Here is a 15,950-nt window from a genome sequence, read left to right on the forward strand (position 1 = left end):
TGGATGTTCGTGCCATAGGTGAAATACCGCGAGTGGCAGCGCATAAACGCACAAAAGATAGTAGTCTTTGGAATTATTTGGTCAGCGCAATATCTGGCTAGACTGGCTCTTTGATATAGAAAGGAAATTTGTATGCTGTTACAGGAAACTCTAGATTTATTTATACCGGAAAATGAAACTGCTATGGGAGATGATCTGGAAGAGGCAATTGACCATGGAATCCTGGTAAGTAAATTAGCTTTTCTTTTATCAAAAGAAATGAAAATGGATGCAAACTTCTGTTATTCTATGGCAATAGCAGGAATGGTACATGATATCGGAAAACTAAAATTAGGGCAATTTTTATACAAACGCAGCGATAACGCATTAACAGTGGAAGAAATGAAATATATCCGTATGCATCCTGCAATCGGTTATGAGATATTAAAAAATATAAATATGACGACACTATATTACAATCCGTTTACCATCATCATGAAAATTATGACGGGTCCGGTTATCCGGATAATCTCAAGGAAGATTCCATACCAATTGGCGGAAGAATTTTAAGGATATGCGATGTGTATGCAGCTTTAATATCAGACAGAAGATATCGGTCCGCTTTTAATCAAGAGACTGCCATAAATTTATTAATTGAAGAAGTGAAGAACTTTGATATGAGGATATTCCTTGCGTTTTTAAGAGTGGTTCATTCTGAGGAATTTTCCGATGTTAACGAGTTCGTACGACAAATAAATAAAAAAAATTATTCATGGAGAAAAATACTCCATGATGGTTATTATTAAAATATAGGATAGATGTGGAGGTATAGACATGATTACGCAAAGACCTAAAGGTACACAGGACTGGTTTGGAAGTAATATGTACAAAAGAACCCGGATAGAAGAACTTGCGAGAGAGTTATGCAGGAATTATAATATAAAAGAAGTGATAACACCTGTATTTGAACATACTGTCTTATTTCAACGGGGAGTAGGTGAAACTACAGATGTAGTACAAAAAGAAATGTACACCTTTGAAGATAAAGGAAAACGCAGTGTTACCTTAAAACCGGAGGGAACTGCAGGAGTAATACGTGCCTATCTGGAGAATAATCTGTATGCGGAAAGTCAGCCGACAAAACTGTTTTATGTAACACCTGCATTCCGCTATGAACAGCCTCAAAGCGGAAGACTTCGCCAGCATCATCAGTTTGGTGCAGAGTTTATTGGTTCTAAAAGTCCTTTGGCTGAGGTGGAATTAATCACTTTAATTACTACTTTTATAGAGAAGATAGGGCTTAAGAATGCCAAACTCCACATTAACAGCATTGGCTGCAGTACTTGCAGAAAGACTTATAACGAAGCATTGTTAGGTTATTTGAAAGAGCATGAAGAACACTTGTGCCCGACCTGCCGGGAAAGAATGCTTAAAAACCCGTTAAGAGTATTGGATTGTAAAGTTCCGACCTGTAAAGAGATAGTAAAAGATGCACCAAGAACCATACAATATCTGGATGAAGAGTGCAGAACCCATTTTGAGGAATTACAGGATTTATTAACGGAATTAAATATTCCTTTTGAAATAGATACCGGTATCGTCAGAGGTTTGGATTATTACACGAAAACCGTATTTGAATTTGTAAATGAAGAAGGCTTTACCTTATGCGGAGGCGGCCGTTATGATAATCTGATTCATGAGATTGATGAGAAGCAGGATATCCCATCCGTCGGTTTTGGTATGGGTATTGAACGTATTATTTATTTCCTTGATAAAGAAAATGTAGAACTGGAACCGGAACCAGCTATTGAATTATATGTTGGTATCTTAGGTAAGGAAGCCAAAGCGGCTGCTTATAAAGTGGTAAACCAGTTAAGAAATGCAGGAATTATTGTAGAAACGGATTATATGGACCGCAGCGTAAAAGCACAGATGAAATATGCGAATAAACTCGGAGCAAAAAATACAATTATAGTCGGTGCAGATGAATTAGCCGGTAATAAAGTTAGTATTAAGAATATGGAAAACGGGGAACAGACAGAAATTGCATTAGATAAGATTTCAGAATTTTTTATTAAATAATAAAATTTAGTTTAATAGGGGTACAAAAATCATTTTTTATATCAATTGAACGATGATAAAAGAAACCGTTTATTGGATAGTTGAAAAGCAACATGTATAAGTTATCCTGTTTAAAAAACAAAGAGCGGATGATAAGGAGCGTATGAAAGGTTCTTATAATTACAAGTTAAAACAATAAGTCAAAATAGAAATTAATTTTTATATAACGGAGGATTATAATTATGGTAAAGCATATCGTTATGTGGAAGCACGGAGATAATTTTACAAAAGATGAAAAAAAAGAACATGCAAAAATTATTAAAGAAAGTCTGGAGGCTTTAAAGGATAAAGTGCCAGGTGTTATTTCCATAAAGGTAATTACGGAACCCCTGCCGTCCGGTTCCGGTGATGCGGATCTTATTTTAGACAGTTCCTTTGAGAGCGTGGAAGCATTAAATAATTATCAGGTTCACCCGGAACATGTAAAAGCCGCAACCTTTGTAAGATCTGTTGTGAAAGACCGGAAATGTATTGACTATTATGAATAATCAGTGATATGATAGCAGAGGAGTTTTGGCGTATCATTTGATACGTAAAAATAGGAGGTCAAAATGGCAGAATCAATGAAGGGCTTGCACAGAAGCCACAGATGTACAGAAGTAACCGGTTCCAATATCGGAGAAGTAGTAACCGTTATGGGTTGGGTTCAAAAAAGCAGAAATAAAGGCGGAATTATCTTCGTAGATTTAAGAGACCGTTCCGGGCTTTTACAGGTTATATTTGAAGAAGGAGATATAGGTGCAGAAGGATTTGCGAAAGCTGAAAAATTAAGAAGTGAATTTGTTATCGCGGTAGTAGGTAAGATTGAAGCACGTTCCGGAGCTGCCAATGAAAATCTTGCAACCGGCAGTATTGAACTTAGAGCTACCGAACTTCGTATTCTTTCCGAAGCAGAGACACCGCCGTTCCCAATAGAAGAAGAGAGCAAAACCAAAGAAGAATTAAGACTAAAATACAGATATCTGGATTTAAGAAGACCGGATTTACAGAAAAATCTGATTATGAGAAGTAAGGTTGCTACGTTAACCCGTCAGTTCTTAGCAGAAGAAGGATTCTTGGAAATAGAAACCCCGATGCTTACGAAGAGTACTCCGGAAGGCGCAAGGGATTATCTGGTTCCAAGCCGTGTTCATCCGGGTAACTTTTATGCACTTCCCCAGTCACCGCAGATTTTTAAGCAGTTATTAATGTGTTCCGGTTATGACCGTTATTTCCAAATCGTAAAATGCTTCCGTGATGAAGATTTACGTGCGGACAGACAGCCGGAATTTACCCAGATCGATATGGAATTATCCTTTGTGGATGTAGATGATGTAATTGGTGTTAATGAAAGATTACTCCAGAAATTATTTAAAGAAACCATTGGTGTTAAGGTATCACTTCCTATCCAGAGGATGACCTACGCCGAAGCAATGGACCGTTTTGGTTCCGATAAACCGGATATCCGCTTTGGAATGGAATTAAAAAATGTATCCGAAGTTGTTAAAAACTGTGGTTTTTCCGTATTTACAGGAGCTTTGGAAAAGGGCGGATCCGTTCGTGGTATCAATGCAGAGGGACAAGCTGAGATGCCAAGAAAGAAAATCGATGCGTTAGTTGAATTTGCCAAAGGATTTGGTGCAAAAGGCTTAGCTTACCTTGCTGTTAACAGTGACGGTACTTATAAATCTTCTTTCTCTAAATTTATGACGGAAGAAGAACTGGCAGCTTTGGTAGCCGCAATGGCAGGTAAACCAGGCGACTTATTATTATTTGCCGCAGATGAAGATGATATTGTATTTGATGTGTTAGGAAACTTACGTTTAGAGATTGCAAGAAATCTTGATTTATTAAAGAAAGACGAGTATAAATTCCTTTGGGTAACGGAGTTCCCGTTATTGGAATACTCCAAAGAAGAAGGAAGATTTACCGCAAAACATCATCCGTTCACCATGCCTATGGAAGAAGATCTGGATTTATTAGATACTGACCCTGTAAAAGTAAGAGCGAAAGCTTATGATATCGTATTAAACGGAACTGAAATCGGCGGCGGCAGCGTGAGAATTTTCCAGAACCATGTTCAGGAGAAAATGTTTGAAGTATTAGGCTTCACCAAAGAAGATGCCTATGACCGTTTCGGATTCTTATTAAATGCATTTAAATATGGTGTTCCGCCCCATGCAGGTCTTGCTTATGGTTTAGACCGCCTGATTATGCTTATGGCAAAAGAAGACAGTATCCGTGATGTAATTGCTTTCCCTAAAGTAAAAGATGCTTCCTGTTTAATGACGGAAGCCCCGAATGTAGTAGAACAAAAACAATTAGATGAGCTTGGAATCGGAGTAGTATCCCAAGAGTGCTAGTTAATAAACCAAAAGAGGTAATAAAGTCTTAATATTGGGCCTTATTACCTTTTGCTTTATCTTATTGGAAATTGCGTCCTACCGGATAAAACACTCTGCTTAGGATCCCACTGCGGCGGTACTTTTTTAACGACTAGATATATTATGTTATTAACTACAGAATCGAATTAGTCATTTTTATATTAATTATAGAATTGAATTACATTTTGATTTATCCTATAATAGTATTGTTAAATCATTTACTTAAAGCAGAGGTGTTTATGAATCGAATACCAAACAATTTTGAAACCAAACGTAGGAACAAGATAAAAATAGTCAAGTTTATATATAAAAAAGGTGAAACGTCCAAACAGGAGATTTCCAGAGAGTTGGGCCTTAGTATGCCCACCGTATTGCAGAATGTGAAAGAACTGCTGGAGAATGGTATCATAATAGAAGTCGGAAAATATCAATCTACCGGCGGAAGAAAAGCCGGTGCCCTGGCATTGGCAAAAGGTCACAAATATGCGGTAGGTATTGATATTACAAGTAATCATATCAGTATGGTTCTTGTCGATACCAGCGGAACTGTTTCCGTTAATAAAAGAATAAAAAGTTTTTATGAGGACACGATTGGATATAACGAAGAGTTAGGTGTAGAATTAGAAGCATTTTTAACGGAAAATCAGATAGATAAAAATAAGGTCCTTGGGGTAGGAATATCCATACCCGGAATAGTAGACACATCAAATTCCATTTTACTGCGAACCCATGTTTTTAAAGTTAGTAATTTAAGTCTTAAAAAGTTCAGCCAATTTCTGAAATATGATGTTGCATTCAGTAACGATGCCAATAGTGCGGCATATGCCGAGCTTAGAGAATCAGCTAAGAACAGCATATATTTATCCTTGAGTAATACGGTCGGCGGTGCTATATACGTTAACGATGAAATATATATGGGAGATAATTTTAAAAGCGCTGAGTTTGGGCATATGGTAATAGAACCTAATGGCAGAACCTGTTACTGCGGTAAATGCGGCTGTATGGATGTTTATTGTTCTGCATTGAATTTATCGAAATATACCGATGAAAATCTGGATTTATTTTTTGATAAATTAAAAGAAAACGACAAAGAATGTAAGAATGCTTGGAATGAATATATCAAATATCTTGCAATAGCAGTATCCAACTTAAGAATGGCATTTGATTGTGACATAATATTAGGCGGATATGTTGGCGGTTACATGGAGGAATATTTGATTGAACTGGGACAGACAGTTTTGCAGTATAATAATTTTGATTTAGATTCCACCTATATCAAAAGCAGCAAATATAAAAAAGAAGCAGCTGCAGTAGGAGCAGGTATACAATTTATAGAAAAATATTTTAATTCCATCTATTAAATGAAATAACTTATGACTTAATATAGAGTCATAAGGCTTTTTTGAAGGGAAGCGTCATCTCTAGAGTCTGGTAAGTCAGACTCTTTTTTATTTCCGCGAAAGCAAAGTGAGAATTAGCAAACTTGTTTGCAATAATTCGAACGCGCACGCGAACATAAGAAACACGCAAAGGGTGTTTCTTATGTCATAATAAGCCCAACCGTGCGGGAAGAAATTATATTACCATGCAATTCGTTTGGAACGAAAGTATCGGAATGCTGACACCATGCCTGGCAATAAATAAATAAATAAAAGTCTAAATTGACTTGACTTTTTATCATAAGAATGCAATAATATAATAACTTTAATAAAACATTTTATAAAAGTAGTGTATTAATATTTAGGAGGTTACTATTATGGACGGAATGATGAAAGTCGCGGTAATGAATGGTATTGGAGAAATGGGCTTTGAACAAAGACCGATCCCAAGCCCTAAAAACAATGAGGTACTTGTTAAACTGGAATATGTGGGAATCTGCGGATCGGATCTGCATTATTATGAAACAGGAAGAATCGGGAATTACATAGTAGAACCGCCCTTTGTACTGGGACATGAGCCAGGCGGTGTTGTAGTAGAAGTCGGTGCGGATGTAAAACATTTAAAAGCAGGAGACCGCGTAGCGCTGGAGCCGGGTAAAACATGCGGGCATTGTGAGTTCTGCAAAACAGGAAGATATAATTTATGCCCTGATGTCGTTTTCTTTGCTACCCCGCCGGTAGACGGAGTTTTTCAGGAATATGTGGCTCACGAAGCTGATTTATGTTTTAAACTTCCGGATAATGTAAGTACCTTAGAAGGTGCTTTAATAGAACCTTTGGCTGTGGGATTCCATGCGGCTATTCAGGGAAATGCCAGAGCTGGTCAGACAGCAGTTGTTTTGGGGGCAGGATGTATCGGTCTGGTTTGTATGATGGCATTAAAAGCTATGGGAGTAATGAATGTATATGTAGTAGATATTATGGAAAAAAGATTAGAAAAAGCGCTGGAGCTGGGAGCTACTGCCGTAATCAATGCGGGTAAAACAGATGCCGTTAAAGCTATATTAGAGTTGACTGCCGGTGAAGGTTGTGATTTGGCAGTCGAAGCAGCAGGTACTGAGATCACTACAAAACAAGCTGTTTCTATGACAAAGAAAGGTTCCAATATAGTATTGGTAGGTTACAGCAAGAGCGGTGAGATGACACTTCCAATGAGTCTTATCTTAGATAAAGAACTTACCATAAAAACCGTATTCCGTTATCGTCATATTTATCCCATGGCAATTGAAGCAGTGGCAGCAGGCAAGGTAAATCTGAAAGGAATTGTTACCAATGAATTTTCTTTGGATGAAGCACAAAAAGCCATGGATTACAGTGTTAATAATAAGGCGGAGATCGTAAAAGCAGTTATTAAAATAGGATAAGAAATACGTCTTTTCTTACATAAAGATATAATAAAAAAATTATTATATTTGATAAAAAATGCGGATGAAATATGGCTATCCGCATTTTTTGTATGAAAAGCTACTGCCATAATAAAACAGATAATACGATTACATAATTTAAATATTTATTGACATAATTTAAATTACCTTGTAAAATAAATTTAAATAATTTAAAAGTTTAAATTTATTTTACAAGGTGGGGTATAATGAAACTAAAAGCAAAAGATATTGCAAGAGAACTGGGCATCTCCACAGCTACCGTATCACTGGCACTGAATAATAAGCCTGGTGTAAATGAGCTGACAAGGAATAAAATACTGAATTATATAAAGGAATCGCAGGAAAACGGAGATAGTACAATAGAGCGAAAAGAAAAGACCATCCGCATGTATAATTTTTTGCAAAAGAGCGGATTAATTGATGCGGATGAAAATGCCTTGTTTTATATGGGATACTCGGAAGCTTCAAGAAGAGCCAGGTCGGCAGGGTACAAAATGGATGTGGTATTTGTAGACCATAGCAAAGATGACTTCGTAAAATTACTGAAAGAATGTGAAGAAGAAGATGATGTTGCAGGGGTCTTTCTAGGTGCTACTTATATGACGAAAGAAGACTATCAATGTCTGCGCGGTTTTAAAATTCCATATATAGTATGCGGACATAATTTTGAAGATATGCGCACCGATAGTATCGCATTGAATAACCGGCAGGGCGTTAAAACAGGATTAACGTACCTTTACGAAAGCGGACACAGAGATATCATGTATCTGCGAAATTCCAAGGACTTTTATAATATGTATGAAAGAAGAAGTGCCTGCAATTCCTTTATGAATGAAAAAAGACTGCAGCAGGCTGAGAATGAACGAATTCTGGATATTGGCGATACTACTCAGGAAATATATGATAATATGTACACTTATATAAAAAATAAAGGGCATATTCCCAGTGCCATCTTTGCTGAAAATTACGAAGTAACCATAGGAGTATCCAGAGCATTGCAAAGTTTCGGATATCGGATTCCGGAGGACGTATCCATTGTAGGATTTGATGAAATTCCCGGTGCCGCCATATTGGGATTTCAACCTACCTTTCTTAGGGCATTACATGGTAATGTCGCAAATATAGCGGTTGGAAGATTATTGGAACGTATCAAAAGAAGAGCAAAAGAATCCATACAGATATTGGTCAATACAGAATTTGTTATTGGGAACAGCGTTATAAATAAAAAGTAAGGTATCAAAATAAAGAAATTTTTTTAATAAGATTAAGTTTAATAAGAATAAATTTAAAAAGATGAATCTGTTTAAAATGGTTTCGTCTTTTTTTAATATTAAAATTTAAAAAATAAATAGTATATCATTAATAAGATATAATTTATGCACAAATCAATTTATTTAATTGTGAAAATAATAATAAAATTATATAAAATACTTGAAATCTGGTTTAAAATATGTTAAATTAAATTTAGATAAAGTTTAAATTATTAAATTAATTGGGGGAATTAATTTAAATTTAAACCGAGTCAATTGAATGTGCGCACAAAACTGTAGGAAAGTAATTTATCATTAACCAAGGGAGGATAACCATGAAATTCAAAAAATTAACAGCATTATTATTGACGTCTACAATGTTACTGGCAACTTTTTTATCCGGTTGCGGTAAAGATGGTGCAACTACGGCTGGGAACACCAATACCGGTGAAACCGGAACAGCCAAAACAGAGGGGACCAAAACAGAAGCGGAAGAAACAAGTTCCGGAGAACCTGTAGAAGTATCATTCTGGACGTTATCTACCAGACAGGCAGCAGTAGATCCCATCGTTGAAGCTTTTAATTCAGAGAACAGCAATATAAAAGTTACAGTTTCCTATTATGATACAGATGGAATTAAAGATGCCTGTAAAGTAGCAGCTACAGCTAATACCTTACCCGATATGTGGTTTAACTGGGGTGGAAGTTTAGGCGGTTTTTATGCTCAGAACGGACTTACATATGATTTAACGAATTATGCAAAAGAACATGATTGGGCAAATAAATTCAGCGCAGGTGCATTAAATCTCTGTCAGTTAAACGGCACCTTAGCAGGATATCCTACCAGTTATAATGTTTTGGATGTTTATTACCGCAAAGATATCTTTGAGAAATATAACATTGCTGTTCCTGCTACATTTGAAGAGTTTGAACAGGCCTGTGCTACGTTAAAAGAAAACGGCATCGTGCCTATTTCTACTGCAGGGTTAAATGGATGGCATGTAATGAGATTTGTTGAACTATTAATTGAACATTATGCAGGTGCTGAACTTCATGATAAATTAAATACATTTGAAGAAAGCTGGAATAATGACGCGGTTATTAAAGCACTTACAAAATATAAGGAATTCTGCGATAAAGGTTACTTCCCGGAGGGTTTTGTAACGGCAGATCCTAATGACACTCTTATGAATATGGCATCAGGAGTAACTGCAATGGATATTCAGGGACAGTGGTATGACGGCACCATTGAACAAAATGATGTAGATATTAATTTATTTTCTACCTTTGCATTCCCATCAGGAGGTACAAACAGATTATCTTCTTTTGCTGAGATGACTCAGTTTAATAAAAATCTCACAGATGAAAAATTAGACGCATGTATTAAATTTATGGATTATTACTATAGTGAAGAGAATGCCAAGAAGTATGCAGAATATTATAATTTACCGCTTCCTTTCAATAACACAGCTATGCCGGAAGGAAAACCGAATGTTGAGCAAATGATTAAAACAAGTAATGATAATGGTACCTTTACCATCACAGATCAGGCGCTTCCTACAGAAGTTGCAGATGTTTTATTCGATGCCCAGGATGCAATTGCATACGGAGAAATGACTCCGGAAGAGGGAGCCGCCAATATTCAGGCAGCAATCGAAGCTTACAACAATAAATAACGGGTTTTTGTGCTTTAGCGCAATAGCTGGGTAATTAGCTATTGTGCAAAGCCATACTGACTGGAGAAGTAAGGTTGAAAGAAAATAGTATAAGTGAAAGGAAGCCACAAAAGTGATTCTTTCAGCCTGTTTTATTTTTGTCACTAAAATGCAATCCTGCCGGCATTCTAGTGTAAGTGGCAGTGGGGTTGCTGCATTTTCTTTACATAAATTTTGCGAAAGCGCAGATTAAAAACTTGAAATCATGCAGCAGCCCCATATAATGGGTAAAGATATGAAAAAAGAGAATAAATTTGATTTTAGTGCATATGCCTTTTTGATTCCGGCAGGTATTATATATCTTTCCGTAATCGTTGTTCCGGTCTTTTATTCTTTATATATCAGTTTATTTAATTGGAACGGTATTGGGAAAATGAAGTTTATAGGACTGGAAAATTACCTGAAGCTGTTTACTGAAGATAAAGTTTTCTTCACTGCACTGAAAAATAATTTAATCTGGATTGTGTTAACCATTTTAATGACTATGACAGTCTCTCTTGGACTGGCGTTGCTCCTAAATAATAAATTTTTGGGAAGAACGTTTTTTCGAGGATTTTTTTATTTTCCGTGTGTCATTGCTCCCATTGCAGTAGCAATCATCTGGAGATGGATTTATAACCCAAACGTAGGATTTATTAATCAATTATTTAAGGTATTGGGCAGTGATTTTTCACAAAGCTGGATTTCCAATCCAAAGTATAGTTTATATGCAGTATTTGCCGCATCCCTCTGGCAGGCTGTGGGGCAGCCCACACTTCTTTTTTTAGCGGGATTGCAGTCCGTATCAATCGATGTGTTAGAGGCAGCAACGATTGACGGTGCAGGGGCTGTTAAAAAATTCTTTTATATTACGGTGCCTTTAATGAAAGAAACATTCGTAATAGTCATTGCAACATTAATTGTATCAGCGATGAAAGTTTTTGATGTTGTACAAGGGCTAACAGGAGGCGGTCCTAATAATTCCACCCAGATGTTATCCACCTATATGTATTCTCAGACGTTCCAGTATAATAACGTAGGGATTGGAACTGCAGTGGCCTGCATCATGGTTATTATGATGCTTGTAGTAATCGTTCCGTATGTAACATTTACGGCAAAAGAAAATTAAGGAGGACAAGATAATGGAAGGAAAACAGAAAAAAACAGCAAAAAAGATTTTACATTATTTGGTTCTGATAATTTTAGCCTTAATTTGGATTGTACCTATGTTTACTTTAGTTGCTACGGCACTAAAAAGTAAACAGGATTTTTACAGCGGAATCAGTCTTTTTAAACTGCCGGATAAGATTGCCTGGAGCAATTTTATTAACGCTATGGTGAAAGGACGTTTATTCACCTATATGAAAAATGACCTGATTGTTACCTGTTTAAAGGTACCTTTAGGTATTTTTATTGGTGCATTGGCATCCTTTGCTTTAACACGGTTAAAAATTAAGCATAGAACAGGACTTTTTATATTTTTCCTGATTGGTATGATGCTGCCGATGCAGGCGGCTTTGGTACCCATTAACGTAATATACAGTAAGCTAAAACTTCTTAATACCTATTTTGGTTTATTTTATGTATACGTAGGTTTTGGTATTTCCTATGCCATATTGATTTTAAGAGGATTCATGAACGGAATCCCAAAAGATATTGATGAAGCTGCCTATATTGACGGGTGTAATAAGTGGCAGCTTTTTATCCGGATTATTTTCCCGATTTCCAAACCGGCAGTCGCGACTCTTTTGATTACCGATTTCTTGGCAACCTGGAATGAATATCTGTTAGCCAGTGTTATTATCAATGATAATGCGAAAAAAACGATACCGGTAGGATTAATGACATTTGTTGGAGAACATGGAACGGATTATGGATATTTGTGTGCGGGGGTTCTCATATCCGTAATTCCCGTAATAATTGTATACTTGGTATTCCAGCGGTATTTTGTGGAGGGTATGGCAGGAGCGGTAAAATCATAATGAATTACTAGGAAGGATGAGACAATGAGAGAGATAATTTATGCAAAAACGGTAGAAAAGTGGGATGTTTTTGAAGTGACTGTACCAGGTTACACTGAAAATAATCCATTTACCGATTATAAGATTCAGGGAAGATTCTGCAGTAAAAATGAAGAAAAGTGTGTTGACGGCTTTTATGACGGTGGCGGTATCTATAAAGTAAGATTTATGCCGTCCTTTGAAGAAGCTTATACATTTGAGATAAAAGGAAGTTTTTCAGAGGAAATATATAAAGGAGCCTTTCAGGTAACAGTACCAGGTAAAAATAATCATGGACCGGTCAGAGTGGCGAATACCTATCATTTTGCATATGAAGACGGTACTCCGTATTACCCAGTGGGAACAACCTGTTATGTATGGAGTCTTCAATCGGAAGAGTTACAGGAATTGACCTTACAAACGCTGGCAGACAGTGCATTTAACAAAATACGGTTTTGTATTTTTCCAAAACATTATGATTATAATTTTAATGAACCAATCAGTTATCCATATGAGGGAACTCCATGTGATAACTCGGTTTTAACGAAAGATAATTTTCATGAATTTGTGGGAACTGCTCCCGGCAACAACTGGGATTACAAGCGTTTTAACCCGAAACACTTCCAATTGTTTGAAAAACGGATAAAAGATTTAATGGAACTGGGCATTGAGGCAGATATTATTGTCATGCACCCTTATGACCGCTGGGGATTTAGTATGATGGCTAAGGATGAGGACGATTTATACTGGAATTACGTGATAGCAAGATTCAGTGCTTACCGGAATGTCTGGTGGTCCCTTGCCAACGAATACGATTTGATGTTCTGTAAAAAATTAGAAGATTGGGAACGTTATGCAAAAATAATCTGCCAAAAAGATGTCTATAACCATTTACGCTCCATTCATAATTGTAAATCATTTTATGATTATGCAAGGCCATGGATTACCCATTGCAGCATACAACGTCAGGATACCTACAAATCAGCGGAATATGTGGACGAATGGAGAACCCGCTATAAAAAACCTGTTGTGTTGGATGAGATTGCCTATGAGGGTAATATCCAGCATGGATGGGGAAATATCAGCGGACAGGAGCTGGTACGAAGATTTTGGGAAGCATCCTTAAGGGGCGGATACGCCGGACATGGAGAAACTTTTATGGATGAGAATGATATTTTATGGTGGTCCCATGGCGGAAAACTACATGGTGAGAGTCCCGAAAGGTTTCAATTTTTATTAAATATTTTAAAAGAAACGCCTGGTCTGGGCTTAGCACCCATGGAAGCTAAGTGGGATGAAGTGGCTGCTAAGGTTGAAAGTGTTCCATTCCATGATGGGGGCTACTACTTATACTATTATGGATTTAACAGACCGTCTTTCCGTGAATATTATTATGATGATATTCATATGTATGAGGCAGAAGTCATTGATACCTGGAATATGACCATAACCAAAGCGGGAATATTTAAAGGTAAATTTATTCTTGATTTACCAGGAAGAGAATATATGGCTGTTCGTATCCGGCGTATAGAAAGTAAATAAATTTGTGGATAAAACTCCTCTCCGCTTATGTTGATATATAATAATTTTCGTGTTAAAATTAACATATTTATTCTGTTAATTTTACTATAATATAAGTTAATACAAGTAATTTTATATTTTGGGGAGGTTATATGCAGCAAATTTATCAGACAGAAAGACTTTACTTAAAGGTACTGGACAAATCAAATGCAGACCAGGTATTGGATTACTATAGGAGAAATAAAGATTTCCTGGAAGAATGGGAAGCTGTGAGAGATGAATCTTTTTATACATTAGCTTGTCAGGAAAAACTGTTGGAAAAAGATTTAATGGACATGGATCAAAATGTATCCCTGAGGCTCTGGATATATAAAAAGAAGAGCCGGATAAAGTGGTCGGAACAATTGCATTTACCAACATTGTAAGGGGAGTTTTTTTATCCTGTTTTCTTGGGTACAAACTGGATAGATTCGAGATTAATAAAGGATATATGACAGAAGCCGTAAGCCGGGGAATTGAAATTATGTTTCAAGATTACAGACTTCACAGGATTGAAGCCAACATAATGCCTAAAAATGTGCGTTCCTTAAAGGTAGTAGCAAAACTGGGATTTTATAATGAAGGGATAGCACGTAATTATTTAAAAATCAATGGAAAATGGGAAGATCATATACATATGGTTTTATTAAATGAAAAGGATGAGATTAAATAAGGAAGAAATGAAGTTAAACAATAAAATTATTTTAAGGTAGTAATTTAATAATGGGCCATTGAGAAAATAATATTTTTTTCAATGGCCCATTTTACGTTAACAAAGCATATTTTATAATTTATTTATGCTTTTTGAGAGGAACACAATTAATTTGTCGGGAATATATTATAGTACAATATAAATAAAAACTTGGTTTTGTTTCATTATAAAAATTCTATTTTAATATATTTTACTGGAGAGGAGGGTGAGTAATGGGTATAGAAGGAATCCAGAAAACTATAGCAGAGCAGAAAAAGCAGCTTGAGAAAACTGCTGAAGAATTAAAAACGGTTCCGGAAGATATAAAGTCAAGACAGGAGAAAATACTTGATCTTGTGAAAGAAGAATTAACAGCCATAGAAAAAGAATTGGATAAATATTCTGATAAAAAATAAGGATTAATCAGTTTATGTGAGTTTCAGGAGTTATTGCAAAATGTAGCAGCTTTTGCAATAACTCCTTATTATGTCCATTCCCTGCGGAATACATTAGGGGTTACCCCTTCCCGTTCTTTAAATAAGTTAATAAAATGACTGACATTATTGATACCACAATGATAGGCAATTTCAGAAACGGCTAATTCCGAATATTTCAGTAATTCTTTTGCATGACTGATTCTCCGGTCGATTAAATATTCATTGATTGTAATACCGGTATACTTTTTAAATTCTTTCGACATATGAAATTTACTGATATTAAACTCAAGAGCTAAATCGTCCAGACGAATTGGATTAATGTACTCTCTATTTATCTTGTTTTTTATCAGGTTGATGTACTTGGGAATATTATAACTGAAATAATCCTTGGGCATGCTAAGTAATACCAATTCCGTTAACAAACTGACAATTAAATGATTGGTTATCAGTTCACGGTGGACATCCTTCCTTTGATGCAGGGAAATAATACGTCGAAGAGTACTCTCCAACATAAAAGTGTCGGTAAGGTTAATAAGGCCAAAACCATATTTCGTTAATTCTTCATAAAAAACAGAAGCATTGAAACCGTTAAAGTGAATCCATAAGATTTCCCAGGGTTCATCCTTAGAGGATTCATAATAATGATGATTCATACAATTAAGAAGAAATACGGTTCCTTTACCTAAAATATACTCCTTTTCTTCATAAAGCAGACGTCCATTACCGGATAGGGTATAAACCAGCAGAAAGGAATTCAAATTCTGCCGCTCTGTAAAATAAGGGTATCTTGTTTGAAAATATCCGGCTTCCTGTATATACAGATAATTATTTTTAGCTGTCTGGCTGGCTGTTTCGATTAAACGTATTGAATTTTCGGATAAGGTAAGTGAGATACGTTCTAAATAATCTTTCATATTACACCCCATGTATTTTCCAATTTTATTAATTTAATTAAACAAGATACTATTATTTTTAGCCAATATACTTGGATGTATATTTCTTAATATGCTGATATAATCAGTATATCAGCA

14 protein-coding genes and 1 pseudogene are annotated in these 15,950 nt (G+C 36.0%); 14 read left to right on the top strand and 1 reads right to left on the bottom strand.

Annotated elements, in window-relative coordinates:
• Positions 1–183 precede the first annotated feature (183 nt).
• From Ana3638_RS26765 to Ana3638_RS10840, 14 genes and pseudogenes are all read left to right on the top strand, one after another.
• A pseudogene (locus Ana3638_RS26765) lies at positions 184–785 on the top strand (HD-GYP domain-containing protein).
• 28 nt (positions 786–813) lie between these two features.
• Complete coding sequence (hisS, locus tag Ana3638_RS10785) at positions 814–2,061, top strand: histidine--tRNA ligase (RefSeq protein ID WP_161838027.1); 1,248 nt, start codon at positions 814–816, stop codon at positions 2,059–2,061.
• A gap of 221 nt (positions 2,062–2,282) precedes the next feature.
• Positions 2,283–2,588 carry a Dabb family protein gene (locus Ana3638_RS10790; RefSeq protein ID WP_161838028.1) on the top strand — a complete coding sequence of 102 codons (306 nt, stop codon included), beginning with the start codon at positions 2,283–2,285 and terminating at the stop codon, positions 2,586–2,588.
• Positions 2,589–2,651: 63 nt separating this feature from the next.
• Positions 2,652–4,442 carry an aspartate--tRNA ligase gene (aspS, locus tag Ana3638_RS10795; RefSeq protein WP_161838029.1) on the top strand — a complete coding sequence of 597 codons (1,791 nt, stop codon included), beginning with the start codon at positions 2,652–2,654 and terminating at the stop codon, positions 4,440–4,442.
• 260 nt (positions 4,443–4,702) lie between these two features.
• On the top strand, positions 4,703–5,824 hold the full coding sequence (locus Ana3638_RS10800; protein ID WP_161838030.1) for an ROK family transcriptional regulator: 1,122 nt from the start codon (positions 4,703–4,705) through the stop codon (positions 5,822–5,824).
• Positions 5,825–6,219: 395 nt separating this feature from the next.
• The gene (locus Ana3638_RS10805) at positions 6,220–7,266 is read left to right on the top strand and encodes an NAD(P)-dependent alcohol dehydrogenase (protein ID WP_161838031.1); all 1,047 of its coding nucleotides are present in this window, start codon (positions 6,220–6,222) and stop codon (positions 7,264–7,266) included.
• Between the two features lie 227 nt (positions 7,267–7,493).
• Positions 7,494–8,519: a LacI family DNA-binding transcriptional regulator gene (locus Ana3638_RS10810; RefSeq protein WP_161838032.1), complete on the top strand. Its 1,026-nt coding sequence runs from the start codon at positions 7,494–7,496 to the stop codon at positions 8,517–8,519.
• 353 nt (positions 8,520–8,872) lie between these two features.
• A complete protein-coding gene (locus tag Ana3638_RS10815; RefSeq protein ID WP_161838033.1) occupies positions 8,873–10,213 on the top strand; it encodes an ABC transporter substrate-binding protein in 1,341 nt (446 codons plus the stop codon).
• A 262-nt stretch (positions 10,214–10,475) separates the two neighbouring features.
• On the top strand, positions 10,476–11,360 hold the full coding sequence (locus Ana3638_RS10820) for a carbohydrate ABC transporter permease (RefSeq protein ID WP_246240995.1): 885 nt from the start codon (positions 10,476–10,478) through the stop codon (positions 11,358–11,360).
• A 13-nt stretch (positions 11,361–11,373) separates the two neighbouring features.
• Positions 11,374–12,213: a carbohydrate ABC transporter permease gene (locus tag Ana3638_RS10825; protein WP_161838034.1), complete on the top strand. Its 840-nt coding sequence runs from the start codon at positions 11,374–11,376 to the stop codon at positions 12,211–12,213.
• A 24-nt stretch (positions 12,214–12,237) separates the two neighbouring features.
• Positions 12,238–13,773, top strand: coding sequence for a DUF5605 domain-containing protein (locus Ana3638_RS10830; RefSeq protein ID WP_202621600.1), 1,536 nt, complete (start codon positions 12,238–12,240; stop codon positions 13,771–13,773).
• A 131-nt stretch (positions 13,774–13,904) separates the two neighbouring features.
• Entirely contained in the window at positions 13,905–14,177 is a 273-nt protein-coding gene (locus Ana3638_RS26215; protein WP_330587982.1) for a GNAT family protein, read from the top strand.
• Complete coding sequence (locus Ana3638_RS26220; protein ID WP_330587983.1) at positions 14,144–14,464, top strand: GNAT family N-acetyltransferase; 321 nt, start codon at positions 14,144–14,146, stop codon at positions 14,462–14,464. Before Ana3638_RS26215 ends, Ana3638_RS26220 begins: the two co-directional genes overlap by 34 nt.
• Before the next feature lie 251 nt (positions 14,465–14,715).
• Positions 14,716–14,898 carry a hypothetical protein gene (locus Ana3638_RS10840; RefSeq protein ID WP_161838035.1) on the top strand — a complete coding sequence of 61 codons (183 nt, stop codon included), beginning with the start codon at positions 14,716–14,718 and terminating at the stop codon, positions 14,896–14,898.
• A gap of 68 nt (positions 14,899–14,966) precedes the next feature.
• Here Ana3638_RS10840 and Ana3638_RS10845 read toward each other — a convergent pair whose 3' ends face one another.
• A complete protein-coding gene (locus tag Ana3638_RS10845) occupies positions 14,967–15,833 on the bottom strand; it encodes an AraC family transcriptional regulator (RefSeq protein ID WP_246240998.1) in 867 nt (288 codons plus the stop codon).
• Positions 15,834–15,950: the final 117 nt, after the last annotated feature.

The organism is Anaerocolumna sedimenticola (assembly GCF_009931695.1).
Classification (GTDB): Bacteria; Bacillota; Clostridia; order Lachnospirales; family Lachnospiraceae; genus Anaerocolumna; species Anaerocolumna sedimenticola.